Raw genomic sequence first — 25,982 nt, 5'->3', positions numbered from 1 at the left:
CGTAAATAGAAATTCAAAAGGTGAGAGCATGGAAATATACCAGCATTTTCGAAAAGAGGAACAGCCTTTTATTGACCAGGTCCTTTCTTGGCAGGAGGAAGTAGGACGTTCTTTTCAGCGGAAGTTAAGTGATTTTTTAGACCCTAGAGAACAAAAAATCTTTGCATCAATTATAGGCAATAATGAAGAGTTCCATTGGCGTTTTTTTGGCGGAGGAACAAAATCGGAACGAAAGCGGGCAATCCTTGCTCCTTATTATGAAGAAGCAGTTGAGCCCGATTTTGAACTTGTATTATTGCAAGCAAGCTATCCAGCCAAATTTGTAACCCTGGCACACAGAGATGTATTGGGATCCTTTTTGTCTTTGGGAATAAAGAGGAAAAAGATGGGAGACTTGATCGTCAAAGATGGAGTGATCCAGATCATCGTCGCTTCAGAGATAAGCACCTATGTACAGTTTAATTTAACTGCCATTAAAAAAGCTGCTGTCAGTTTTGCCCCTAAACCTTTATCGGCATTAATGGAAAAGGACGAAGCATGGCAGGAAAAAAATACAACGGTTTCTTCATTAAGGCTGGATGTAGTGCTCAAAGAAATTTATAATATTTCAAGACAAAATGCTGCACAGTTTATCCAAAAGGGTTTGGTTAAGGTTAACTTCCGGGTCGTCGAATCCTCTGCTTTTCTGTTGGAGGAGGGCGATTTAATTTCATTACGGGGAAAAGGCCGCAGCCATGTAAAAGCGGTTCACGGACTGTCCAGGAAAGATAAGTATAAAATCACTGCGGAAATATTGAAATAAATACGGCTTCTTGCAGGATTTTCTCCATATTTGTCGAATAGCTTGTAAATAGCTTGCATGAAAGTTCTTTATGAAAGCACTTATTATTATTATTAAGATATTTTATTAGATAGGAGGTGGCCGATGTGCCATTGACACCGCTAGATATCCATAATAAAGAATTTACCCGCGGATTCAGAGGGTATGATGAAGACGAAGTGAATGAATTTTTGGACCAAGTGATCAAGGACTATGAAATGGTCATTCGGGAGAAGAAGGAATTAAAAGAGAGGGTCGATCAGTTGAATGAAAGGCTGGGCCATTTCACCAATATTGAAGAAACATTGAATAAATCGATATTAGTAGCCCAGGAAACGGCTGAAGAGGTTAAAGGCAATGCCTCTAAAGAATCTAAGTTAATTATTAAGGAAGCAGAAAAGAATGCAGACCGGATCATTAATGAAGCATTGCATAAATCACGCCGCATATCCATGGAAGTCGAAGAATTAAAAAAGCAGGCGAAGGTTTTCAGGACCCGCTTAAAGATGCTAGTTGAAGCCCAATTGGATATGATTGAAAATGATGATTGGGACGGCTTACTGACGACCCAGGTAGAGGAAGAAACCGATTTTGAAAAAGAAGCGGTTGAAAATAATTACTAATCCTTGACGTTTTGATGAATTTTACATATAATTCATAAACATAAACTTTAAAATTACAAAATCATGAAAAAATCGTTAAATACAAAGACAGGGACAGTATAAAAGAAACATTTCCTATAGCGAGCCAGGGGCGGTGTAAGCTTGGCAGGAATATCTTTTAGAAGATCACCCTTAAGTATCCATTTTGAACGGATTCCCATTAGAAATGGACGGCTAATTCACGTTAAGAATCTCAAGTGGATAGGTATTCTGCCGAATACCGGTCTATAAGGGTGGTACCGCGAGTCCTTCTCGTCCCTTGGGGATGAGAGGGGCTTTTTATATTTTCAGAGGTTCTATCAACGGTATTTTCATTGAATTAGACAGTAGGTAAAGGTATTTAACGGATCGTATAGCAATCGAAGGAGGAAAAATAGGATGGATTACAAACAAACATTATTGATGCCACAGACGGCATTTCCGATGCGTGGGAACCTTCCAAACAAGGAGCCGAAAATGCAAGAGGCATGGGATGAAATGTCTATTTATGAAAAAGTCCAAAAAAGAACTGAGGGAAGACCGTTGTTTGTTTTGCATGATGGCCCTCCATACGCGAATGGGGACCTTCATATGGGTCACGCTTTAAATAAAGTCTTAAAAGACTTTATTGTTCGATATAAGTCAATGGCTGGCTTTCACGCACCATATGTACCAGGCTGGGATACTCACGGTTTGCCGATCGAACAGGCACTTGCCAAAAAGAAAGTGAACCGGAAAAAAATGACTGTCGCTGAATTCCGCCAGAAATGTGCAGAATATGCCTTAAAACAAGTCGATAATCAGCGCACCCAGTTTAAACAGCTTGGTGTCCGCGGTGATTGGGAAAACCCTTATGTCACTCTTACAAAGGATTACGAGGCTGCCCAAATTAAAGTTTTTGGAGAAATGGCAAGAAAGGGCTACATTTATAAAGGTTTGAAGCCTGTTTACTGGTCGCCTTCCTCAGAGTCTGCATTGGCTGAAGCCGAAATTGAATACCAGGATAAACGGTCTGCATCGATTTATGTCACATTTGATGTGCAGGATGGAAAAAATTTATTTGATGGTGATGAGAAATTCATTATCTGGACAACAACTCCTTGGACTATTCCTGCTAACTTGGCTATTAGTCTTCATCCTGACCTTGAATATGCTGTAGTACTTGTAGAAGGAACAAAATACGTGATTGCCCACGACATGCTGGAAACTGTTTCTGAAGTTTTGGAGTGGAATAACCATTCGGTAGTTAAAACATTCAAAGGAAAAGAAGCAGAACATGTTGTGACGCGTCATCCATTTTATGAACGCGATTCTCTCGTTGTACTTGGCGACCATGTTACTACTGAAAGTGGAACAGGCTGTGTCCACACAGCTCCCGGCCATGGGGAAGATGACTTTTTTGTCGGTAATCGCTATGGTTTAGAAGTCCTTTGCCCTGTCGATGAAAAAGGAAACTTTACCGATGAAGCTCCCGGCTTTGAAGGAATGTTCTATGATTCTGCTAACAAAGAGATCACCCAAAAGCTGGAAGAAGTAGGGGCTTTAGTAAAGCTTGAGTTCATTACTCATTCGTATCCTCATGATTGGAGAACGAAAAAACCGACCATATTCCGTGCAACTAATCAGTGGTTTGCATCAATAAAAGATTTCCGTGAAGAAATTTTAAGCGAAATCAGAAGGATCAATTGGCTGCCTAAATGGGGGGAAACCAGATTGTTCAATATGGTTCGTGACCGCGAGGACTGGTGTATTTCCCGGCAGAGAGCATGGGGCGTACCGATTCCGGTATTTTACGGAGAGGACAGAACACCGATCATTACGGAAGAAACCATTGAACATGTTTCCAATTTATTCAACGAACATGGGTCTAATATTTGGTTTGAGTGGGACGCAAAAGACCTCTTACCAGAAGGCTTCACATCGGAACATAGCCCTAAGGGCACTTTTACGAAAGAAACAGATATCATGGACGTATGGTTCGATTCCGGTTCCTCGCATGAAGCTGTGCTCCATGGCCGCCAAGAGCTCCAACGTCCAGCAGATGTTTATTTAGAAGGATCCGACCAATATCGGGGCTGGTTTAACTCTTCCATCTCGACAGCTGTGGCAGTAACTGGCAAAGCTCCTTATGAAACGATCATCAGCCATGGATTTGCCCTCGATGGCCAGGGACGTAAAATGAGTAAATCGGTTGGAAATGTTGTCGTTCCTTCAAAAATCATAAAACAGTATGGAGCTGATATCCTGCGTTTGTGGGTAGCTTCTGTCGATTATCAGGCAGATGTAAGGATTTCCGATGATATCATCAAGCAAACTTCCGAAGGCTATCGAAAAATCCGAAATACCTTCCGTTTCATGCTTGGTAATTTACATGACTTTGAGCCGGGCAAGGACAGAGTGGCAGACGAGAACCTTGAGGAAGTGGATCGCTATATGTTGATCCAGCTGCAGGAATTGATTGAAAAAGTACGGAAGGCATATGATCAATACGAATTTTCAACGATATATAATAATATTCATAACTTCTGTTCCATCTCCCTAAGTTCCTTTTACTTGGATTTTGCTAAAGATGTGCTTTACATCGAGGGAGAAAACAGCCCGAGAAGACGCAGCATTCAAACGGTTTATCATGAAATCCTGACAGCGTTGGTCAAATTGCTTTCACCGATACTTTCACATACGGCAGATGAAGTATGGAGTTATATTCCGGGAGTTGAAGAAGAAAGTGTCCAGCTGACAGACATGCCAGAACCAAAAGTTATTGATAACAAAGTAGAACTGAAAGCTAAATGGGACAAATTCATAGCTGTAAGAGATGATATTTTGAAAGCACTTGAAGAAGCACGTGCGGAAAAAACAATAGGAAAGTCTTTGGAGGCTAATATCAAAATTGTACCTAAAGATGCTTCGACAGAAGTATTGCTAAATGGAATTGAGCATCTTCAGCAATTACTGATTGTTTCTGGAGTGGAAGTTCAACAAACAAACAAAGATGCGAAAGAATATGAGTATGTTTCTGTGCTTGTAGAAAAACATCCTGGCGAGAAATGCGAACGCTGTTGGGTATCTTCAGATACAGTAGGAGAGGATAACGATTATCCGGAATTGTGCACCCGCTGTGCTGAAGTTGTCAAGGAGCACTATAGAGATATAGCAGAATAGGTATTCTAAACCAGCAGCCAATCATGCTTAGAGCGCAGGGCTGCTGGCTTTTTTATAGGAATAAATTTTCTATCTGCCTATTTTTTGTGGTAAACTTTAGTGGTACATAGACAGTTTAAGAACGGGGGAAGTTACGTGCTATATTATATACTTGCAGTTATTATCGTCATAGTCGACCAAATCTCTAAATGGTGGATCGCTAAAACGATGGATATTGGAGAACAAATACCTGTAATCAATGATTTTTTCTATATTACTTCCCACCGGAATAAAGGCGCTGCTTGGGGAATACTTGAAGGACAAATGTGGTTCTTTTACATTGTTACCTTGATTGTTGTCATAGTTATAATCTATTACATCAACACGCTTGCGAAGGCTGACAGGCTGGCAGGGTGGTCGTTAGGCCTAATTTTAGGCGGAGCTGTAGGTAATTTTATTGACCGTTTGTTCCGGAAAGAAGTGGTCGATTTCTTTGATGTTTATATTGGCAGCTATGATTATCCTATTTTCAATATAGCTGATTCTTCGCTTGTATGCGGGGTTATATTATTATTAGCGGCTATGTTTATTGATGAGAAACGGAAAGGAAGATCCACAGAATGACGAAAACAAGTCATATCGTACTACAAGAGCAAAACGGCATGAGGATCGATAAATTGCTGGCAGAAATCAATAAAGAAGCCTCCAGATCACAGGTACAAGGCTGGATAAAAGATGATTTAGTCTTTGTGAATGGAGAAACGATAAAAAGCAACCATAAATGCCAGGCTGGAGAAAAAATATCCTGGGAAGTTCCCGATCCGGAAGACCTGCAAGTTGAACCGGAAAATATACCTATTCAAATCGTTTATGAAGACAGCAGCCTTTTGGTGGTTAACAAACCTAAGGGAATGGTTGTCCATCCTTCCGCAGGGCATTATTCCGGGACTTTGGTTAATGCATTGTTATACCATTGCGACGATCTTTCTGGCATTAATGGAGTCATCCGTCCAGGCATCGTCCATCGAATCGATAAAGATACGAGCGGATTGCTGGTTGTGGCGAAAAACGACCAGGCTCATGTTTCACTCGCTGACCAGTTAAAGGACAAAACGATAACAAGAAAATACCAGGCAATTGTCCATGGGGACATTCAACACGAGTACGGGACCATAGATGCACCTTTGGGAAGAGACCCAAAAGACAGACAGAAGCAAGCGGTTGTTCGTGACGGCAAACATGCAGTCACTCATTTCCAAGTGGTGAACCGGTTTGGAAGCTATACCCATGTAGAATGTGTATTGGATACAGGCCGGACACATCAAATCAGGGTTCATATGATGTATATTGGCCACCCATTGGCAGGCGATCCTAAATATGGACCAAGAAAAACTCTCGATATCCAAGGACAAGCACTGCATGCAGCAGTCCTAGGTTTTGAACATCCCCAAACAAGAGAATGGCTGGAGTTTGAGGCAGAGCTTCCTGCAGAATTACAGGATATTTTAGTGAAATTAGAAAAATGATGTTGACATGGCACCGTTTCTTTGGAATAATTATTGGTAGATAAATGAACTGGCTAAAAAAATACAACCCTTTAAAACAGTCCCGTGAGGCTGGAAAGGATCGGATGATTTATATGCTCTAAGTATGTCCAAATCCCTTCTTTCCTTGCGAGAGAAGGGATTTTTTATTGAGATGAGAGGGGAAACGGTATGAACAAAAAGGCAACATTGCTGGATGATTCTGCAATTCGCCGATCAATGACCAGAATTGCCCACGAAATCCTTGAGAAGAATAAAGGCGTCGAAGGATTGATTCTTGTAGGGATAAAGACACGGGGAATTCCGTTGGCAGAGCGGCTGCGTGAAAAGATCTCCCAGATTGAAGGGGTGGATATACCGATTGGTGAATTGGATATCACCTTATATCGTGATGACCTTTCGATCCAGCATGAACATAACGAACCGGAGCTGAAAGAAACAAAGATTCTCGAAGATATCACTGGGAAAACCATTGTCCTGGTTGATGATGTGTTATTCACTGGGCGTACAGTAAGGGCGGCTATGGATGCAATTGTTGATCAAGGAAGGCCAGCACAAATCCAATTGGCCGTTTTGGTGGACAGAGGCCATAGAGAACTTCCTATCCGGGCCGATTTTATCGGCAAAAACATTCCTACCTCGCAGGAAGAAGTTATTGTTGTCGAGCTGGATGAGACAGACCGTCAGGATCAAGTTAGCATATATGAAAAATAAATAAAAAAGAAAGACCTTTAATTGAGTCCAGAGAGGCTTGCAAGGTCGCTAAGGATACGTGTGTATTTCTACGCGTCTGCCTCTTTGCGACTTTGCGCAAAGAGGCTTTTTTGTCCACTAAAAGCAACAGGCAGAATAAATTTTCGCAAACATTCAAGGGGGAAATGAGCATGAACAACAAAGAGATAGTAATGGATGTACAAGACATCCCAAAAATACCGAAATGGATTACCTTAAGCTTACAGCATTTATTCGCCATGTTTGGCGCAACTATATTAGTCCCTTTTCTAACCGGGCTGTCGCCGGCGGTGGCGCTTGTATCAAGCGGGATAGGTACGCTTGCATATTTACTGATAACAAAAGGAAAAGTTCCTGCATATCTGGGTTCAAGCTTTGCGTTCATCTATCCATTAACGGCAGTCAGCGAAGCGAGCGGAATACCTGGAGCAATGATTGGAAGCTTTCTTGCCGGTTTGGTGTACGGCCTTGTTGCTGTATTGATTAGAACTTCTGGCCTTAATTGGCTGATGAGAATTCTTCCGCCAATCGTAGTCGGTCCGGTTATTATCGTTATTGGTCTCAGCCTCGCTACTACTGCTATAGAGATGGCCATGTACCTTCCAGGTCTTGATGAACAGGTTTATAGCGGTACACATCTGTCAGTCGCCCTGGTTACATTGGCAATAACCATCCTGGCCACCATGTTTTTTAAAGGTTTTTTCGGACTGATTCCGATATTGACTGGAATCATCGGCGGATATCTTTTTGCCTTATTTCAAGGAATTGTGGATACAACAGGGATTTCCGCCGAATGGGCGGAATTGACCTCTGCAGGATCTGTCGGAGCATTTTTGGGGGCTTTGTTTCAAAATCCCGGTTTTGTCATACCTTTCGTTGATTACTCACCATTCGCTGTGATCAGCTGGCAGATTGTCTTTGCCATGGTCCCGGTAGCTCTCGTAACAATCGCAGAGCATACAGGAGATCAAATGGTACTTTCCAAGGTTGTCGGCCGTAACTTTATTAAACAGCCTGGTTTACATCGTTCCATTATGGGAGATGGGGCAGCTACTGTGATTGCATCACTCCTTGGCGGACCGCCAAACACAACATATGGCGAAAATATTGGCGTTCTTGCAATCACTCGGGTGTTTAGTGTCTTTGTCATCGGAGGCGCTGCTGTACTAGCGGTTTTATTTGGATTCATAGGTATTATCACAGCCCTAATTGGATCAATTCCATCAGCAGTTATGGGCGGTGTCTCGATACTTCTCTTTGGTATCATTGCCTCCAGCGGTTTAAGAATGCTGGTGGATAATAATATAGATTTAGGAGACAAGCGTAACTTAATTATTTCTTCTGTAATCCTGGTAATCGGTATCGGAGGGGCATTTATCCAAGTAACCGATGATTTGCAAATAGCAGGTATGGCCTTGTCGGCTATTATCGGCGTATTGCTCAACCTCATATTGCCAGGAAAAGAAAAAGGATATGGAAATGGAAATATGTTTAGCGACAGCCAACAAACGGCGGATTGATTGGCCAACTGTCTAAAAACTGTCTAAAACGGGACTGTTCTTTCAATGTAACGGAAGGGACAGTCCCTGCTTAAAAAGGAGGAGCGGCATTGGAGCATTTTTTGTCTATGAAGAATATTTCAGAGCATGAAATTTTACGATTGATCAAGGAAGCTGATGCTATTAAAGAAAATGGTGTTTCCCCGATACACAAACAGTTATTCGCCGGAAACTTATTTTTTGAACCTAGTACGAGAACAAAGATGAGTTTTACTATTGCACAAAGAAAACTGGGAATTGACCCCCTTGACTTTGCAGGGGAAACTTCAAGCCTACAAAAAGGAGAGAGTATTTACGATACTGCAAAAACTTTTGAAGCAATAGGTGCATCTATGTTGGTGATACGGCATAACCAGGAAAATATAGCCAATCAAATAGCAGCACATGTATCAATCCCTGTCATTAATGCAGGAGATGGCAAAGGAGAGCATCCAACACAGTGCCTGCTCGATTTACTTACCATTTATCAGGAGTTCAACAAGTTTACAGGATTAAAAATTGCTATTGCCGGAGATATCAAGCACAGCCGTGTGGCAAGGTCCAATGCTTTGGCTTTACAAACACTTGGCGCTGAAGTTTACCTTACTTCTCCGCCAGATTGGCAGGATAACCAACTTGATTATCCTTATATAACGATAGATGAAGCAGTGGAAACGTGTGATATTGTCATGTTGTTAAGAATTCAACACGAGAGGCACGAAGGCGGTGTTGCGTATGGCAAGCAACATTACTTGTCTGCTTATGGATTGACAAAAGCCAGGGAGCAACGAATGAAGCGGCATGCAATCATTTTGCATCCGGCCCCAGTTAACCGGGGAGTGGAAATTGCTGATGAATTAGTAGAATGCAGCCGATCTCGTATTTTTAAACAAATGGAAAATGGTGTCTATGCCAGAATGGCGGTTATGAAACGCTTATTAACAGACAGGGGGATCATAGATGAAAATCACTTTAATCAACGGGAAGCAGTTAGCAGCAGATAATCAATGGAAGCCATGCGAGGTTGTGATCGAAGGCAGAAAGATCCTGGAGGTTTCGGAAAAGATCAGCCATCCGGAAGGGAAAGTGATTGACTGTAACCATAAGCTGATAACGCCAGGATTTGTCGACGTTCATATTCATCTGCGTGAGCCAGGCGGGGAAGCCAAAGAGACAATTGAAACGGGGACACGGTCAGCCGCTGCAGGTGGGTTTACAACTGTTTGTGCAATGCCAAATACTCGGCCAGTCCCCGACAGTACTGCCACACTCAATCAATTACTGGCAAAAATAAAGGCTGCAGCCCATGTAAGAGTATTGCCGTATGCTTCCATTACGGAGAGACTGCTTGGAGATAAATTAACAGATTTCGAAGCTTTAAAAGCAGCAGGTGCCTTTGCTTTTACGGATGATGGGGTTGGTATTCAGTCTGCAGATTTGATGCTCCAAGCTATGCAACGGGCAGCAGCGATTGATATGCCGATTGTTGCACATTGCGAAGAGAACACTTTAATCCATGGTGGTGTGCTGCACGAGGGAGATACTAGCAAAGAGCTTGGAGTTCCGGGGATACCGTCTGTATGTGAATCCGTACAAATTGCTAGAGACGTGCTGTTAGCAGAAGCGTCGTCCTGCCATTACCATGTCTGCCATGTAAGCACAAAAGAATCGGTTAGGGTGATCAGGGACGCCAAAAAAGCAGGTATCCGTGTAACTGCGGAGGTAACTCCACATCATCTGATACTTAATGAGGACAAGATAGTAGAGCGAGATGCAAATTATAAAATGAACCCTCCGCTTCGTTCGCAACAGGATCAACAGGCGTTACTGGAAGGACTTTTGGATGGGACGATTGATTTTATCGCAACCGATCATGCACCACACACAGAACAGGAAAAAGCACTTGGATTACTGAAAGCACCGTTTGGTATTGTCGGGTTAGAAACAGCTTTTGCGCTTTTATACACGAACCTGGTAAAGACAAATAAAGTGACGTTAAAGCAGCTGATTGACTGGTTGACTGTTAAACCTGCCAAAGTATTTCACTTACCATATGGGAAATTGGAAGCAGGTGGGAATGCAGACCTGGTTGTTCTGGATTTGGAGAAGCAATGGTCGATAGACAAAAGGCAATTTTTCTCAAAAGGAAAAAACACACCGTTTCAGGGCTGGAAAGTAGTTGGAAAGCCGGTGGCAACGATCGCGTCCGGAAAAATCATTTACGAGGAGGATTCACATGCAAAAACGGCAGCTCGTGCTTGAGGATGGCACTAGATTTATAGGTTCAGGATTCGGAAGTGACCGGGAGATTAGTGGTGAAGTTGTTTTTAATACGGGGATGACAGGTTATCAGGAAATATTATCAGATCCATCCTATTGCGGCCAGATTGTTACAATGACATACCCGCTTATCGGCAATTATGGAATCAATCGGGACGACTTTGAAACCATCACCCCTTCAATCAATGGATTAATAGTCAAAGAGGTTTGTGATTTCCCGTCTAATTACCGTTCAGAAGAATCGTTGGACAGCTTTCTAAAAGCAAATGATATACCTGGATTGGCAGGAATTGATACGAGAAAACTTACAAGGATCATTCGAAGACACGGAACGATGAGCGGAATGATTACATCTGCAGAATATTCTGTGGAAGCTATCATCGACCTATTAAACCAACAGAAGCCTGTCAACAATCAAGTAGAGTTGGTATCTACAGTAAAACCTTACGTTGTACCAGGACGGGGCAGAAGAATCGTTTTGGTGGATTTTGGCATGAAACATGGCATTTTAAGAGAACTAACAAAAAGGAATTGCCATGTTACTGTCGTTCCCTATCATTATTCTGCCGAGAGTATTATGAGATTAAAGCCGGAAGGAGTCATGCTTTCCAACGGGCCTGGTGATCCAAAACATGTTGGAGAGGCAATCGAAATGATTCGTAATATTGTTGATAAAATACCTGTGTTCGGTATTTGTCTCGGACACCAATTACTGGCTTTAGCTTGTGGCGCCGATACGGAGAAGCTTCGCTTTGGCCACAGAGGAGCCAACCATCCTGTCAAAGATTTAGCTACTAATAAAACGGTGATGACTTCCCAGAACCATGGCTATACAGTTACCAAGTCGTCGCTGGCAAATACCGGCTTAATGCTTACGCAAATTGCCTTAAATGATCAAACAGTGGAAGGAATTAAGCACCGGGTATATCCAGCTTTTTCTGTCCAGTACCATCCCGAAAGCTCGCCAGGGCCTGAAGACACTTATCAGCTTTTCGATCAGTTTCTTTCGAACATAACCATTCATCAATCAGCTTTAAAGGAGGATGCTATATGCCAAAGCGTTCAGATATAAAACGAATTCTAGTAATCGGTTCCGGTCCAATTGTTATCGGCCAGGCAGCTGAATTTGATTATTCAGGCACACAAGCCTGTCAGTCATTAAAAGAGGAAGGCTATCAAGTGATCCTGGCAAACTCCAATCCTGCAACAATTATGACCGATGATACAGTTGCCGACATTGTTTACATGGAACCTTTGACTCCGGAGTTTTTAATAAAAATCATACGGAAGGAAATGCCAGACGCCATTCTTCCTACCTTGGGCGGGCAGACGGGACTTAACATGGCTGTAGCTTTGGAAAAGACCGGTATTCTGGCAGAATATGATGTAGAACTGCTTGGCACGTCACTCGAAGCGATTCAAAAAGCTGAAGACAGAGAGATATTCAGGAATTTGATGAATGAACTTGGGGAGCCGGTACCGGAAAGTAGAATTGTGACAACGGTCGACCAAGCATTAAGTTTTGCGGAGGAAATTGGTTTTCCGTTAATTGTCCGGCCAGCTTATACACTTGGCGGCACTGGTGGCGGAATGTGTTATCAACAAGAAGAGCTAATCGAGATAACAAGAAATGGATTAGCTCTATCCCCTGTAACCCAATGCCTGATTGAGAAAAATATTTCTGGTTACAAAGAAATTGAATATGAAGTTATGCGGGATAAAAATGACCAGGCAATCGTCGTATGTAACATGGAAAATGTAGACCCTGTCGGTATTCATACAGGTGATTCCATTGTAACAGCTCCTTCCCAGACACTGAGCGACAGAGAGTATCAGCTGTTGAGGAATGCCTCACTGAAAATTATCCGGGAATTGGAAATAGAAGGCGGCTGTAATGTACAGCTCGCCTTAGATCCTGACAGCTTTCAGTACTATATTATCGAGGTTAATCCACGCGTGAGCCGGTCATCGGCCTTAGCTTCAAAAGCAACAGGTTATCCGATCGCTAAGCTGGCAGCAAAAATAGCCATCGGGCTGACTTTGGATGAAATCATTAATCCGATTACGGGAAATACCTATGCTTGCTATGAGCCGGCTCTTGATTATGTGGTAACGAAGCTGCCGCGCTTTCCATTTGATAAGTTCGCCAATGGCAACCGCCAGCTTGGCACACAAATGAAAGCTACCGGAGAAGTGATGGCTGTCGGGCGCACGTTTGAGGAATCCTTGCTTAAAGGGGTTAGATCACTTGATATAGGGGCTGAGGAGCTGTGGATGGAAAAATTAACTAAGCTTTCATTGGAACAGCTGCTCGTGCGTTTAGAAAAACCGGATGATGAACGGATTTTTATTTTAGCAGAGGCGATGCGGCGCGGCTGTACGGCAGAAGAATTATTTCAACTAACCCGTATTGATCCTTATTTCTTAGTAAAAATTAAAAAAATTATTGAATTGGAAATGGTGCTTTCTGCTCATGAAAATGATCTGGAAAAACTGAAGGAAGCCAAAAATGCCGGTTTTTCTGACGTGCAAATCGCTCGGTTATGGAAGTCGGATATAGATACTATTTACCAGATGCGGAAACAAGCTGCCATTCAGCCTGTTTATAAAATGGTGGATACATGTGCCGCCGAATTTGAATCAGAAACGCCTTATTTTTACAGCACGTATGAAGATGAAAACGAATCCGTCCGATCTGAACGAAATAAAGTGCTCGTAATTGGGTCTGGTCCCATCCGAATTGGGCAGGGGATTGAATTTGATTATGCTACCGTCCACTCCGTTCTTTCTTTAAAGGAAACTGGCTATGAAGCAATTATTATGAACAGTAATCCGGAAACAGTATCTACCGATTTTAGTGTTTCCGACAAATTATATTTTGAACCCCTCACATTGGAAGATGTCATGCATGTCATCGAATTGGAGCAGCCTGTCGGAGTAGTTGTGCAATTTGGCGGGCAGACGGCCATCAATTTGGCGGAAGGGCTGAAAAGAAGAGGGGTCCATATTTTGGGAACTTCTCTTGAAGCAATAGATACAGCCGAGAACAGGGATAAGTTTGAACAACTCTTGGAAGAACTCGATATTTTACAGCCAAAGGGAAAAAGTGTACGCCAGCTTGACCAAGCTATTAACGCTGCTGAACAAATCGGTTATCCGGTCCTTGTCAGACCTTCCTATGTAATCGGAGGCAGCCAGATGGAGATTGTTTATAACCAAGAGGAACTATCAGCATATTTACAAAAAAGCAGCCATATCAAACATACCCATCCTGTCCTTATCGACAAGTATTTAACAGGTATTGAATTGGAGGTTGACGCTATAAGTGATGGAGAAACAACAGTTATTCCAGGGATGATGGAGCACATTGAAAGGGCGGGAGTCCATTCCGGAGACTCGATTGCTGTTTATCCTCCTCAGCGTATTTCAGAAACGATAAAACAAAAATGTGTAAACATCACCATGAAAATAGCTGCAAGACTCCAGGTGAAAGGTTTAATTAATATCCAGTTCGTTGTCCATGAGCAAGAAGTCTATGTTTTAGAAGTGAATCCCCGGGCAAGCAGAACTATACCATTTTTAAGCAAAATAACTGGTGTGCCGATGGCCGCTCTAGCTACCCGCTGTATGATGGGCGAATCTCTGGCTGACAACGGCTATGCAAGTGGAGTCATGCATGAACAACCGCAAGTTTCCGTCAAGGTTCCCGTCTTTTCTTTTGAGAAGCTGCGCAGTGTAGATACCATTCTTGGCCCGGAAATGAAATCTACTGGCGAGGCTATCGGAAGAGATAAAACGTTGGAGAAAGCTCTTTATAAAGGACTGATCGCTTCCGGGTTATCTGTACCCCAAGAAGGCGCAGTTCTTTTGACAGTGGCCGATAAAGATAAAGAAGAAATGCTGGCGATAGCTGAAAGGTTCAACGAACTCGGTTTCCAGCTATACGCAACAGAAGGCACAGGAGAATATATCTTAGATGCTGGTATTCCTGTCCAGAAGGTTGGAAAAATCGGTTCAGAAGGAGAGACGGTTCTATCGATTATTGAAGGCGGTAAAGCGCAAGTAGTTATTAATACATTGACTTCAGGGCAGCAGCCCCGGTCTGATGGCTTTTTGATCAGAAGGGAAGCTGTCGAACACGGCATCGCATGTTTAACTAGCCTGGATACAGCGGTGGCTATCTTAAATGTAATTGACTCCACTACATTTAACGCCAGTCCGGTAGCTAGAAGAAAGGTCGTAATAGATGAATAGACAACTTTTAACGGTAACCAGGATAAATGAGATTGCAGAAGAGACAGTGGAAATGGTGTTACAGGCAAGCACAACCTCAGGAATGGCAGATATATCTGTCATCCAGCCTGGCCAATTTCTCCACATTAAAGTCGGAGACGGGTCCGCCCATATGCTGAGACGGCCAATATCGGTAGCCGATGTCGATAAAAGCGGGAAAGTCATTATTATTTTTAAAATTACCGGTGAGGGAACCAAACATTTAAGCCAATGGAGAGAGGGCAGTGAGCTTGATGTGTTAATTCCATGCGGAACTGGCTATCCGATTGAAGAATTACAAATGGAACGCGCCTTGTTAATCGGCGGAGGAATCGGGGTTCCACCGTTGTACTACCTTGGAAAAGTTTTGAAAGAAAAAGGGGTCAACATTTATTCGGTTCTCGGTTTCCAAACGAAAGCGCACGTATTCTACCAACAGCAGTTTAACAAACTCGGAGAAACGATAATGGTGACTGATGATGGCAGCTTCGGAGAAAAAGGGCTTGTAACCGAACATCTTAGCAAGGTTACCAATGACTTTGATTATTTCTTTACATGTGGTCCTGCTGGTATGCTCCGGGCTGTTTCAAGCCGACTTGCTGATAAACAAGGCTATATCTCAGTAGAGCAGCGGATGGGCTGTGGTATCGGAGCTTGTTACGCTTGTGTCATTCCTTCCACCGCGGGAGACGGCAGTTTAAAAAAGATTTGTAAAGATGGTCCTGTATTTCCAGCGAAAGAGGTGGTTCTGTGATTTCTCTGCAAACGAGCCTGCCGGGTCTGGCCTTGGACAATCCCATCATGCCAGCTTCAGGTTGTTTTGGGTTTGGGAGGGAATTCGGTGACTTGTACGATCTCAACAAGCTTGGCGCTATTATTATCAAGGCGGCAACAAAACAAGCAAGAGCAGGAAACCAGACACCGAGAGTAGCAGAAACAGCTGCAGGAATGCTTAATGCCATCGGTCTGCAAAATCCAGGTGTAAAGGCAATCATTGAAAAGGAATTGCCGTATTTATCACAGTTCAATACTCCGGTGATTGCAAATGTAGCAGGAAGCAGTATTGAAGAATATGTATATGTGGCAAAAATGTTAGCAGATTCGGAATTAGTCGCAGCGCTTGAATTGAATATCTCCTGTCCAAATGTAAAAGAGGGCGGGATCCAATTTGGAATAGATCCTGCGCTGGCTGCGGAGGTTACTGCTCAGGTTAAAGACGCAGTGATGAAGCCGGTTTATATCAAACTTTCCCCTAATGTCACAGATATTACAGCAATGGCTAAAGCTGTTGAGACGGCCGGGGCCGATGGTTTATCAATGATTAATACGATTACTGGAATGCAAATCAATCTGCCTGACAGAAGTCCGACAATCGCTAATAAAACGGGTGGGTTGTCTGGACCAGCTATTAAGCCGATCGCTGTTCGAATGATATATGAAGTAAAAAAACAAGTCGCCATACCCATCATTGGAATGGGGGGAATCACGACTGCAGAAGATGTACTTGAGTTTTTATTAGCAGGCGCGAGTGCTGTAGCAATTGGTACGGCCAATTTCCAGAATCCGCTCGCTTGTATTAATATTATCAATGATCTGCCTGGTGTTTTGCAGCAATACGGCTTTTCATCAGTAGAGGAAGCGATTGGAGGGGGGATGGAGCATGCCGGTATTTCTCGCTCTTGATTTTCCAAATTGGCAGGAAACAGAACGTTTTATTTATCAGAATAATTTCCAAGGCGTTCCGGTCAAAGTAGGGATGGAATTATTCTACAGAGAAGGTCCGGAAATCATTTATAAATTGAAAGAAAACGATCATGCTATATTTTTGGATTTAAAATTGCATGACATACCAACCACTGTCTATAAAGCTATGAAAAACCTCAGTCATCTAGGTGTTGATGTGACGAACGTCCATGCTTTAGGCGGAAGTAAGATGATCCAGGCAGCGAAACAAGGGTTAGGAGAGGGAGGTGCGGGCGGGAATCAGACAAAATTGCTGGCAGTTACTGTTTTAACATCCATGGATGATAGAACTTTTGCATCAGAATCATTGATCAAAGAGCCAGTCGAAGCCACTGCTATTCACCTGGCAAGGCTTGCTAAACAAAACGGTGCAGATGGCGTGGTTTGTTCACCGCTTGAGGTGCCGATCATCAAGCAGCAATGCGGCTCTGCTTTTTATGCCATAACCCCCGGTATCCGCTTGGAAAAAGACAGTAAACAGGATCAACAAAGAACAGCCCATCCACAACAGGCAAAAGAATTAGGTTCAGATGCCATTGTTATAGGGCGCAGTGTGACCGCAGCTGCTGACCCTGCAGCAGCATATATCAACGTTATGAAGGAGTGGGACAATGTCCAGCCACTATGAAATTGCTAACGACTTATTAAGCATCGGAGCCGTCAAAATCAGTCCGAACGATCCATTTACCTGGACTTCAGGAATTAAATCACCGATTTATTGTGATAACCGTTTAACGATGTCTTATCCGGAAATAAGAAAGAGAATCAGCTCGGCGTTCAAACAACTAGTCGAAACGATGGAGGAGCAGCCAGACGTTATCGCGGGCTGTGCAACAGCAGGGATTCCGCATGCAGCCTGGCTTGCCGGCCAATTGGATTTACCAATGGTTTATGTAAGATCAAAACCTAAAGCCCATGGAAAAGGAAATCAAATAGAAGGGCAAATTACACCTGGCCGGCGAGTGATCGTAATTGAAGATTTAATATCTACCGGTGGTTCATCACTTCAAGCTGCTCAGGCTTTGCAAGACGAAGGATTCATCGTCCTGGGAGTGGCTGCTATATTCAGCTATGGACTCCCGCAAGCTACACAAAATTTCGATTCGCAAGGACTCGCTTTACATACGATAACGAACTTTGATATTCTCGTCGGCATGTTGGCAGAAACTCAGAAAATAACTGCACAGGAGAAACACAGCTTGCTTGAATGGCGGAACGGATTTACTGCTCCTTTGTAGAAAAACACAGACTCAATGGTAATTCAGGTACGAGAGGTTGGGACATAACATACCTCCACTTGCAAAAACCGAACGATAATAGCATATGAAGTTTCACCAGGCTATCTTCAAGCATTCGATTGAATACGCAGTGGATATAAATGGCGATGTAACAGTAGGTAATTTTCTTGATAGTATTGGATAAGCGCTAGTACGGCGCTGCGGAAATACACTACGCTTTCCGCGGGCGGTTGGTGAGCCTCCTCGAGCTTGCGCTCTGCGGGTCTCACCGAGGCCTTTCCTCCCGCAGGAGTCTCCGTGGATTTCCTCCACTGAAAGTCAGTGTACTGTTTTCAGCAGTACACAGATGCTTATGGTTTACTTGAGATCGCGGTCATCATGCAAGAAAGTGAGAACAGCCGTATCAGCGCAGGCAGAATACATAGACTCCAGTGGAAACAGCATGAGTCCCGATCCATTTATTCATTTATTTGTTTAGTCGTCCCGAGAAGGTGGTACAAGTAATTATGTAAAGATAATTATTTGATAAAAACTATCCAGAATAACAAAGGGAGTGACAAATATGGAAACGCAGCAACAAGGCGGAAGTAAATTAGTTGTAGGAATGGCGGCTGGTGCACTAGCTGGTGCAGCAATTGCTATGCTTAACTCTAACACAAGATCAAATGTAAAGAATAATGTCAGTGGAATGAAAGATTCCGTATCCAGTCTTGCTAATGATGTAAAGGAAAATCCAAGTGAAACCAAAGATCAATTGATGGAAAGAATTAAATCGGCATCCGAAGTATTAAAAGATGCAGCAAATAGTGTTCAAGAATTATACAGTAAAGCAAATGGCGATTTGCGGGAGGAAATGAAAGACGTGCAAGCAGATACACAGGAAGCTGTTTCTACTGCAAAGGAAGTAGGAAGCAAAGTTAAAGATGCGAAAGAAGAATTAGTTAATGGAAATGGTTCCGGAAACCAGTCTTACAACCAACCGCATTAAGCAAAAATAAAACATGTGAAAAGGAGCAGTCCGAAGGGCTGCTCCTTTTATTTACGAAATATAATATCTCCTCAGTCGCATGGTTTGGCATCCTAAGGGGGTAATTACTCCGGTTTTTGTTTTAGCTTTTCTACAGCAGCAGCTTCCGGTGTAACAAACAATGTTTTTTGATGATCATATGTTACAAAGCCGGGTTTTGCTCCATTAGGCTTTTTAACATGACGGATAAGTGTATAATCAACTGGAACAGAAGAAGAGTTTTTTGACTTGCTGAAATTGGCAGCTAACTGAGCTGCTTCTAGCAACGTTTGCTCGCTTGGATTTCTATCCCTGATAACAACGTGTGATCCAGGTATATCTTTGGTATGGAGCCATATGTCATCGCGAGCAGCCAAACGGTTTGTCAAGTATTCATTTTGTTTATTGTTTTTGCCTACAAAAATCAACGTGCCGTCTGAAGCATAAAACGGTTCAGGCTCGGGCTTGTTTGGCTGTTTATTCTTTTTCTTGTGAGTCGATTTAGCTTTCAGATAGCCTTCTTCTCTTAATTCCTGCCGGATTTCTTCGATATCCTTTTCTCTTGCGCCAGCAATCTGCTGAATCAGTTCATCTAAATAATTAATTTCCTGTTCAGCTTTCGTTATTTCTTCAACAACAATCTGTTTTGATTTCTTTAATTTTTGATAAGTCTTAAAAAAGCTCTGGGCATTTTCGCTCGGTGTTTTATTAGGATTTAACTCGATGGTGATTTCCTGCTGGTTCGGATCATAGTAATCAACTACCCGTACATTTTGGTCTCCGTGCTTGACTGTATGCATATTTGCTGTAAGAAGCTCGCCCATACGCTGGTAGTGATCAGCCTTTTCTGCTTTTTTTAACGTTTGTTGATGTTTTTTAATTTTGCGGATATTTTTATCACGCTCGTTTTTCAAAAAGCGAAGCAAATCGCCCGCCTGCTGCTTGACCCGATCACGTTCCGCCTTGCCAGAATAATAAGTGTCCAGCATCTTGCTGATCGATGAATACCTGTGGCTATCCTCTGACTTCGAAGACAGCCCCATTACATAGAAGTCCTCTTTACCGCCAGTGAAAATTACTGGATCATACTTGTGATCCAGCAGTTCAGATTGGAGGTTGGCAAAAGTGTCTTTATAGGTATCACTCGTGCCAAGCCTGGCTTTATGGACAAGTTCTTTAGCAATCAATGGAGAAAAACCCATGAATTTATCGACAATTTGTTTGTCAAGTTTTCCCGCGTTAAAGTCAAGTTTGGTAATAAACCCTTCAGGATCAATGGAGAAAGGATTTGTTTTCCCTTGATCAGGCGGCAGTATATATTCGTTCCCTGGCAGAATCGTCCGATAGCGGTTTTGAGCAGGAGGAACGTGTTTGATACTATCCTGGATATATCCCTTTTCCTTATCGACTAATAAAATGTTGCTGTGTTTACCCATCACTTCTATGATCAACGTTTTTTCTGTTTCATCTCCGATTTCATTTTTTCCCCTGATATGAAACATAGCGATTCGTTCATTTTCATGCTGTGTTATTTCTTCCACAAAGCCGCCAACTAAATGTTTTCTTAACAACATACAAAACATTGGGGGAGTTTTCGGATTATGATAGGTATCATTGGTTAGATGAAAGCGCGCATAACTTGGATGGGCGGATAGAAGTAAAGATTTATTAGATCCTTGGCTTCTAATTGTAAAAATCAGTTCCGTTTCTGTTGGTTGGTAAATTTTAAGTAGCCGACCTGCTGCCAATTCCTGATTAAGTTCATGTACGGCAGCTCGGGTGACTATACCGTCAAATGCCATGGGATCACCTCGTTTCGTAATTATAGCATTTTTTTGGACGAGTCTGAATAGATATACAACAGATAGAAATGGACTTGGAGGAATGCTATTGTGAGATGGTACCATTTGAAGACAGAAGAAGTCGAGCAAAAGCTTGGTGTAAATCCGAAACAGGGGATGACATTACAAGAAGCTGACAATAGAAGAAAGAGATTTGGAGCGAATGTATTAGAAGATGAAAAACACACTTCTTTATGGCTGGTATTTTTAAAGCAATTCCAAGATTTCATGGTATTGATTTTATTGGCTGCAACTCTTGTGTCAGGCTTATTAGGAGAGTATATTGACGCTATTGCTATTATGGTCATTGTGTTAATTAATGGTTTGATCGGTTTTTTCCAGGAACAGAAAGCAGAGAAATCTCTCGCGAAATTAAAAGAACTGTCCGCCCCGCTTGCCCATGTGAAAAGGGAAGGCCAATGGATGAAGATCCCTTCCAAAGAGGTGGTGGCTGGAGATATTATCAAAATTTCCAGCGGTGATAGAGTGCCAGCAGATATAAGACTTAGCAAGGTTAGCAGCTTGGAAATGGAAGAGTCTGCATTAACAGGAGAATCTTTGCCAGTAGCAAAACATGCTTTACCGCTGCAACAGGAGCATTTGGAAGCACAGGATCAAAAGAATATGGTTTTTATGGGAACTTTAGCAAGTAGAGGCAGCGGTGAAGGGATAGTAGTAGGAACAGGTATGAATACCGCTATGGGGCAAATTGCATCGCTTCTGGTCAAAACCGACCATATGGCAACTCCTCTGGAAAAAAAGCTGGCAGAGCTAGGCAAACTGCTGATTATCATCGCATTGTTATTGACCTTGTTTGTTGTGTTGGTTGGTGTATATCAAGGGCATCCCCTCTATCAGATGTTTTTGGCCGGAGTTTCTCTTGCGGTAGCTGCCATTCCTGAAGGACTCCCTGCGATTGTTACTGTAGCATTGTCGCTTGGCGTTCAAAGGATGATTAAAAGAAAAGCGATTGTAAGAAAGTTGTCAGCGGTTGAGACTCTTGGCAGTGCCTCGGTTATTTGCTCTGACAAGACAGGGACAATGACTGAAAACCAAATGACTGTAAAAGAGATCTATACACCATCAGCTGCTTTTTCCGTTACTGGTGAAGGATATGATACGAAAGGCTCCTTCTTCCAAGGGGGTCAGGAAATTGTCCCTGACAACCTGAAAGCTATGTTATTATACGGCGCATTGTGCAACCACGCTTCACTTGAACAGAAAAAAGGCAGATGGTTAGTCGATGGTGATCCTACCGAAGGGGCTATACTGGTTGCCGCACGAAAAGCCGGGATAACTACAGCCGAAACAAATCAGTTTAAAATCATCAAAGAAATACCCTTTGACTCTGATAGAAAACGGATGACTGTACTAGTAGAAGATAAAAATAAAAACCGGTTTGCAATTACTAAAGGAGCGCCTGACGTATTATTATCAAGAACAACCTTTTTAGTCGATCATGAGAGAAGAGCAATGAAAGCAAATGACCAAAAACAGATCGAACAGGCAATTAACCGAATGGCCGGAAATGCGCTGCGGACAATTGCTATTGGTATTAAAGCAGTACCATCGGGGGCTGTTCCTGACGATTTTTTCCTTGAAAAGGATTTAACTTTTCTAGGTATCACAGGCATGATCGATCCGCCAAGAAAAGAAGTGAAGACAGCGATTGCTGAATGCAGAAGTGCCGGGATAAAAACCGTGATGATTACAGGTGACCATTCCATCACTGCCCAAGCTATTGCAAAAGATCTGAACCTGATGCCAAAAGACGGACAGGTCTTGGAAGGACATCAGCTTAGCAATATGACGGAAGAACAGTTAAGTAATATGATCGAGGATGTCTATGTGTTTGCTCGCGTTACCCCGGAACACAAACTAAAAATTGTTAAAGCCTTTCAAAGAAAAGGCCATATCGTAGCAATGACAGGCGATGGTGTGAATGATGCTCCTGCAATTAAGGCAAGTGATATTGGCATCAGTATGGGAAACAGCGGTACAGATGTGGCAAAAGAGGCATCTTCCCTAGTTTTGCTTGATGACAATTTTGCAACGATTAAGTCAGCGATAAAAGAAGGCAGAAATATTTATGAAAACATAAGAAAGTTTATTCGTTATTTGCTTGCTTCCAATGTAGGAGAAATTCTGGTTATGCTGTTTGCCATGCTGCTGGCATTACCGCTGCCGCTGATCCCCGTTCAAATATTATGGGTCAATTTGGTCACTGACGGTCTGCCGGCAATGGCTTTAGGACTTGACCAGGCAGAACAGGATGTTATGAAAAGAAAGCCGAGAAGCCCTAAGGAAGGTATTTTCTCTAGAGGGCTAGGGTTTAAAATAGTAAGTAGAGGCTTAATGATTGGCCTAGTGACACTGGCAGCTTTTGTGACAGCTTATCAAGGAGATCCTGACCAGCTCCGTTACGCGCAAACCGTCGCTTTTACTACGCTGGTAATGGCACAGCTTATCCATGTGTTCGACTGCCGCTCGGAAAAATCCGTTTTTTCTAGAAACCCGTTTCAAAACCTTTATTTAGTAGCTGCTGTCATTTCATCCGTCCTGCTCTTATTAGTGGTTTTATATTTCGAGCCGCTCCAGGAAGTTTTCCATACAACGGATTTGCAATTCAAAGATTGGACTTTTATTTTGGCTCTTGCGGCGATACCAACCGTTTTATTTGGCTTTACAAAAAAATAATGATAAAAAGGCCCGCATTAGCTGCTATTGGGCCTTTTTTAGTCTGGCAACTGTTTAAAACGTTTTCTCATCATCATTCAGCTGCTGTCTAAATAGGCATCTAAATTATTTTTTGTTATGATAAAGGTGGTAAACTTTTCTTTAACACTGGTAATTAAAGCTTTAAAGAGGGAAACTTCAGCACAATTTAACAATGGGATGGGATATAGATGGTATGGAGCATGACGGGTTATGGAAGAGAGATAACTACCATAGGTGAGACGGCCGTTACTGTGGAGATACGCAGTGTCAATCATCGGTTCTTGGATATATCTGCTAAAATGCCCCGGTCGCTGTTATTTTTGGAAGAAAAAATAAAGAGGACAATCAAGTCCTACTTCCAACGGGGGCGGGTAGAAGTGTTTATCAATATTGAAGGGGGCGGTCTAGTCAAACGAAGCCTTACAGTTGACTGGACATTAATGGACCAATACATAGAGCATTTAAGTACAATCAAGAACCGTTATGATTTACAAGGCAATATCCCTCTGGAAATGATAACGGGAATCGAGGATATATTTAACGTTCAGGAACAGGAACATAGTCAGGACGAACTAGCGGCGGCTATCATTGATGGGGTGGACAGCACCTGTTGTCAAGTATATGAGATGCGCAGGAAAGAAGGAAGTGAACTGGCAAACGATATGCTGAAGCGCATCGATTATATTAGAAATATTGCAAAATGGTTGGGAGAACGAAGAGAGATTGTTATAATGGAATATCGGGATAGAATTGTGAACCGACTACAGGAATACTTGCAGGATAACGGAATAAACGATGAATCCCGGATGATTCAGGAAGCGGCTATTCTGGCTGAAAAGGGGGATATAACAGAAGAAGTTACCCGGCTTGACAGCCATGCAAATCAGTTTAGTAAAACGATTCAGCTAAACGAGGCGGTCGGAAGAAAGATGGATTTTATCCTGCAGGAGATGCTTCGGGAAGCGAACACAATCGGCTCTAAATCAAACGATATTCAAATTAGCGAATGGGTCGTAGGTTTGAAAAGTGAAATAGAAAAGATTAAAGAACAAGTGCAAAACATCGAATAAGATTGTGTTTTAATGAACATTGCCGATATAATATAAATAATGGTAGACTGGGCAAAAAAACAGTCATCGCAAAAGGGGGAGCACATTTTGAGCTTGAGATTAATTAACATAGGTTTTGGCAATGTGGTGTCTGCAAATAGGATTATTTCTATTGTTTCACCAGAGTCAGCACCAATTAAACGGATTATAACTGTGGCACGTGACAATAATAAATTAGTAGATGCTACATACGGGCGTCGTACGAGGGCAGTCATTATCACAGACAGCGACCACGTGGTATTGTCTGCCGTACAGCCTGAAACGGTTGGGCAGCGAGTGATCAGCCATGATGAGATTTCGGATGAATAGCTAGGAGGAAAGTAATTTGATTGAAGAGAAAGGGATTTTATTTGTATTATCTGGTCCGTCGGGTGTAGGGAAAGGTACAGTGAGAAAGGCTCTTTTTGACAAAGATACGGCATTGAAATACTCGATTTCAATGACGACACGTGCAAAAAGGGAAGGCGAAACCGAAGGAATTGACTATTTTTATAAGTCTAAAGAAGAGTTTGAACGTATGATAGAAGAGAAGAAATTGCTTGAATATGCCCAATATGTCGGAAATTACTATGGTACTCCCAAAGAGTATGTGGAAGAAACATTGGAATCAGGCAAGGATGTTTTTTTAGAAATTGAAGTGCAGGGTGCCCTGCAAGTAAAAGAGAATTTTCCTCAAGGTGTGTTCATCTTCTTGTTCCCACCTAGTTTGGAAGAACTGGCAAACAGAATTATAAATAGAGGTACTGAAACAGAGGATATCGTAAATAATAGGCTTACAGAGGCTAAGAAGGAAATTGAAATGATGGATGCATATGATTATGTTGTCGTTAATGATCAGATTGATACCGCAGTTTCAAAAATCCAATCCATAGTAAGAAGTGAACATTGTAAACGGGAACGTGTTGCAAAACAATATAAGAAAGTACTGGAGGCTGAGTTGGGATGATGCTAGAACCATCTATTGATGCATTGCAAGGAAAAATTAATTCAAAGTACACGTTGGTAACATTATCTGCGCGCCGCGCAAGGCAAATGCAGGAAACAAAAAATTATATGATTGATAATCCAAACTCTCATAAATATGTAGGCATTGCTCTTGAAGAGATTTTAAGTGAAAAACTGACATTTACTCCGGGTGAAGAATAATCCCTTTTGCTTAGGTAAATTTCCTTCTTATTTCAGAATAAACACAGCCCTTGCTGCTTTCAGCAAGGGCTTCCTTTTGTCTAAGGTGTACCTATAGAGACTCGAAACTGTATCACAACCATTTGAAACCAAGCCCGACTGTTTCTATAAATGGCCAGTTATATGTTATAAATAAGACATTATTGATCGTTGTCCGCAACATGGAAAGGGGAA

General features: G+C 42.4%; 22 protein-coding genes and 1 other annotated feature. Of the genes, 21 read left to right on the top strand and 1 reads right to left on the bottom strand.

Going from position 1 to position 25,982, the window contains the following annotated elements; all coding sequences use genetic code 11:
* Positions 1–28: 28 nt before the first annotated feature.
* From BLR93_RS02510 to BLR93_RS02435, 16 genes are all read left to right on the top strand, one after another.
* Positions 29–802: a YlmH family RNA-binding protein gene (locus BLR93_RS02510; protein WP_093210885.1), complete on the top strand. Its 774-nt coding sequence runs from the start codon at positions 29–31 to the stop codon at positions 800–802.
* Between the two features lie 125 nt (positions 803–927).
* Positions 928–1,443, top strand: coding sequence for a DivIVA domain-containing protein (locus tag BLR93_RS02505; RefSeq protein WP_093210883.1), 516 nt, complete (start codon positions 928–930; stop codon positions 1,441–1,443).
* A 75-nt stretch (positions 1,444–1,518) separates the two neighbouring features.
* Positions 1,519–1,745: a binding site (T-box leader), on the top strand.
* 115 nt (positions 1,746–1,860) lie between these two features.
* Complete coding sequence (gene ileS, locus BLR93_RS02500) at positions 1,861–4,623, top strand: isoleucine--tRNA ligase (protein WP_093210881.1); 2,763 nt, start codon at positions 1,861–1,863, stop codon at positions 4,621–4,623.
* Between the two features lie 135 nt (positions 4,624–4,758).
* Complete coding sequence (gene lspA / locus BLR93_RS02495) at positions 4,759–5,226, top strand: signal peptidase II (protein ID WP_093210879.1); 468 nt, start codon at positions 4,759–4,761, stop codon at positions 5,224–5,226.
* Positions 5,223–6,128, top strand: a complete 906-nt coding sequence (locus tag BLR93_RS02490) for an RluA family pseudouridine synthase (protein WP_093210877.1) — start codon at positions 5,223–5,225, stop codon at positions 6,126–6,128. The genes lspA and BLR93_RS02490 overlap by 4 nt, the downstream gene beginning before the upstream one ends.
* A 189-nt stretch (positions 6,129–6,317) precedes the next feature.
* Complete coding sequence (pyrR, locus tag BLR93_RS02485; protein WP_093210875.1) at positions 6,318–6,860, top strand: bifunctional pyr operon transcriptional regulator/uracil phosphoribosyltransferase PyrR; 543 nt, start codon at positions 6,318–6,320, stop codon at positions 6,858–6,860.
* 170 nt (positions 6,861–7,030) lie between these two features.
* Positions 7,031–8,398, top strand: a complete 1,368-nt coding sequence (locus BLR93_RS02480) for a uracil-xanthine permease family protein (RefSeq protein WP_093210873.1) — start codon at positions 7,031–7,033, stop codon at positions 8,396–8,398.
* A gap of 89 nt (positions 8,399–8,487) precedes the next feature.
* The gene (locus tag BLR93_RS02475; protein ID WP_093210871.1) at positions 8,488–9,420 is read left to right on the top strand and encodes an aspartate carbamoyltransferase catalytic subunit; all 933 of its coding nucleotides are present in this window, start codon (positions 8,488–8,490) and stop codon (positions 9,418–9,420) included.
* A complete protein-coding gene (locus BLR93_RS02470) occupies positions 9,377–10,678 on the top strand; it encodes a dihydroorotase (RefSeq protein ID WP_093210869.1) in 1,302 nt (433 codons plus the stop codon). The genes BLR93_RS02475 and BLR93_RS02470 overlap by 44 nt, the downstream gene beginning before the upstream one ends.
* Complete coding sequence (locus tag BLR93_RS02465; protein WP_093210867.1) at positions 10,653–11,768, top strand: carbamoyl phosphate synthase small subunit; 1,116 nt, start codon at positions 10,653–10,655, stop codon at positions 11,766–11,768. The genes BLR93_RS02470 and BLR93_RS02465 overlap by 26 nt, the downstream gene beginning before the upstream one ends.
* Complete coding sequence (carB, locus tag BLR93_RS02460) at positions 11,747–14,950, top strand: carbamoyl-phosphate synthase large subunit (protein WP_093210865.1); 3,204 nt, start codon at positions 11,747–11,749, stop codon at positions 14,948–14,950. Before BLR93_RS02465 ends, carB begins: the two co-directional genes overlap by 22 nt.
* A complete protein-coding gene (locus tag BLR93_RS02455) occupies positions 14,943–15,722 on the top strand; it encodes a dihydroorotate dehydrogenase electron transfer subunit (RefSeq protein ID WP_093210863.1) in 780 nt (259 codons plus the stop codon). Before carB ends, BLR93_RS02455 begins: the two co-directional genes overlap by 8 nt.
* Positions 15,722–16,651, top strand: a complete 930-nt coding sequence (locus BLR93_RS02450; RefSeq protein WP_093212306.1) for a dihydroorotate dehydrogenase — start codon at positions 15,722–15,724, stop codon at positions 16,649–16,651. The genes BLR93_RS02455 and BLR93_RS02450 overlap by 1 nt, the downstream gene beginning before the upstream one ends.
* Positions 16,629–17,339 carry an orotidine-5'-phosphate decarboxylase gene (pyrF, locus tag BLR93_RS02445; protein ID WP_093210861.1) on the top strand — a complete coding sequence of 237 codons (711 nt, stop codon included), beginning with the start codon at positions 16,629–16,631 and terminating at the stop codon, positions 17,337–17,339. Before BLR93_RS02450 ends, pyrF begins: the two co-directional genes overlap by 23 nt.
* Positions 17,323–17,949: an orotate phosphoribosyltransferase gene (gene pyrE / locus BLR93_RS02440; RefSeq protein ID WP_093210859.1), complete on the top strand. Its 627-nt coding sequence runs from the start codon at positions 17,323–17,325 to the stop codon at positions 17,947–17,949. Before pyrF ends, pyrE begins: the two co-directional genes overlap by 17 nt.
* A 562-nt stretch (positions 17,950–18,511) precedes the next feature.
* Positions 18,512–18,937 (top strand): hypothetical protein, encoded by a 426-nt coding sequence (locus BLR93_RS02435; protein WP_093210857.1) that lies wholly within the window; start codon positions 18,512–18,514, stop codon positions 18,935–18,937.
* A 104-nt stretch (positions 18,938–19,041) separates the two neighbouring features.
* Here the strand turns inward: BLR93_RS02435 and BLR93_RS02430 are convergent, their stop codons facing one another.
* A complete protein-coding gene (locus tag BLR93_RS02430; RefSeq protein ID WP_093210855.1) occupies positions 19,042–20,757 on the bottom strand; it encodes an Rqc2 family fibronectin-binding protein in 1,716 nt (571 codons plus the stop codon).
* 90 nt (positions 20,758–20,847) lie between these two features.
* Here BLR93_RS02430 and BLR93_RS02425 point away from each other — a divergent pair, with 90 nt between their 5' ends.
* From BLR93_RS02425 to rpoZ, 5 genes are all read left to right on the top strand, one after another.
* Positions 20,848–23,493, top strand: coding sequence for a calcium-translocating P-type ATPase, SERCA-type (locus BLR93_RS02425; RefSeq protein ID WP_093210853.1), 2,646 nt, complete (start codon positions 20,848–20,850; stop codon positions 23,491–23,493).
* 209 nt (positions 23,494–23,702) lie between these two features.
* Entirely contained in the window at positions 23,703–24,584 is an 882-nt protein-coding gene (locus BLR93_RS02420; RefSeq protein WP_093210851.1) for a YicC/YloC family endoribonuclease, read from the top strand.
* An 87-nt stretch (positions 24,585–24,671) separates the two neighbouring features.
* The gene (gene remA / locus BLR93_RS02415; protein ID WP_093210849.1) at positions 24,672–24,932 is read left to right on the top strand and encodes an extracellular matrix/biofilm regulator RemA; all 261 of its coding nucleotides are present in this window, start codon (positions 24,672–24,674) and stop codon (positions 24,930–24,932) included.
* 16 nt (positions 24,933–24,948) lie between these two features.
* Positions 24,949–25,569: a guanylate kinase gene (gene gmk, locus BLR93_RS02410; RefSeq protein WP_093210847.1), complete on the top strand. Its 621-nt coding sequence runs from the start codon at positions 24,949–24,951 to the stop codon at positions 25,567–25,569.
* On the top strand, positions 25,566–25,769 hold the full coding sequence (gene rpoZ, locus BLR93_RS02405) for a DNA-directed RNA polymerase subunit omega (protein ID WP_093210845.1): 204 nt from the start codon (positions 25,566–25,568) through the stop codon (positions 25,767–25,769). The genes gmk and rpoZ overlap by 4 nt, the downstream gene beginning before the upstream one ends.
* Positions 25,770–25,982 lie beyond the last annotated feature (213 nt).

Source organism: Sediminibacillus albus (genome assembly GCF_900101125.1).
In the GTDB taxonomy this organism is placed as follows: Bacteria; Bacillota; Bacilli; order Bacillales; family Amphibacillaceae; genus Sediminibacillus; species Sediminibacillus albus.
The sequence above is the reverse complement of the archived record's forward strand: the minus strand, read 5'-3'. Positions and strand labels throughout refer to the sequence as shown.

Excerpts from the sequence above, each read along its gene's own strand:
- BLR93_RS02510 (WP_093210885.1), top strand. The coding sequence starts at position 29 with ATGGAAATATACCAGCATTTTCGAAAAGAGGAACAGCCTTTTATTGAC.
- ileS (WP_093210881.1), top strand. The coding sequence starts at position 1,861 with ATGGATTACAAACAAACATTATTGATGCCACAGACGGCATTTCCGATG.
- BLR93_RS02490 (WP_093210877.1), top strand. The coding sequence starts at position 5,223 with ATGACGAAAACAAGTCATATCGTACTACAAGAGCAAAACGGCATGAGG.
- pyrR (WP_093210875.1), top strand. The coding sequence starts at position 6,318 with ATGAACAAAAAGGCAACATTGCTGGATGATTCTGCAATTCGCCGATCA.
- BLR93_RS02480 (WP_093210873.1), top strand. The coding sequence starts at position 7,031 with ATGAACAACAAAGAGATAGTAATGGATGTACAAGACATCCCAAAAATA.
- BLR93_RS02470 (WP_093210869.1), top strand. The coding sequence starts at position 9,377 with ATGAAAATCACTTTAATCAACGGGAAGCAGTTAGCAGCAGATAATCAA.
- BLR93_RS02465 (WP_093210867.1), top strand. The coding sequence starts at position 10,653 with ATGCAAAAACGGCAGCTCGTGCTTGAGGATGGCACTAGATTTATAGGT.
- carB (WP_093210865.1), top strand. The coding sequence starts at position 11,747 with ATGCCAAAGCGTTCAGATATAAAACGAATTCTAGTAATCGGTTCCGGT.
- BLR93_RS02455 (WP_093210863.1), top strand. The coding sequence starts at position 14,943 with ATGAATAGACAACTTTTAACGGTAACCAGGATAAATGAGATTGCAGAA.
- pyrF (WP_093210861.1), top strand. The coding sequence starts at position 16,629 with ATGCCGGTATTTCTCGCTCTTGATTTTCCAAATTGGCAGGAAACAGAA.
- pyrE (WP_093210859.1), top strand. The coding sequence starts at position 17,323 with ATGTCCAGCCACTATGAAATTGCTAACGACTTATTAAGCATCGGAGCC.
- BLR93_RS02435 (WP_093210857.1), top strand. The coding sequence starts at position 18,512 with ATGGAAACGCAGCAACAAGGCGGAAGTAAATTAGTTGTAGGAATGGCG.
- BLR93_RS02430 (WP_093210855.1), bottom strand. The coding sequence starts at position 20,757 with ATGGCATTTGACGGTATAGTCACCCGAGCTGCCGTACATGAACTTAAT.
- BLR93_RS02420 (WP_093210851.1), top strand. The coding sequence starts at position 23,703 with ATGGTATGGAGCATGACGGGTTATGGAAGAGAGATAACTACCATAGGT.
- rpoZ (WP_093210845.1), top strand. The coding sequence starts at position 25,566 with ATGATGCTAGAACCATCTATTGATGCATTGCAAGGAAAAATTAATTCA.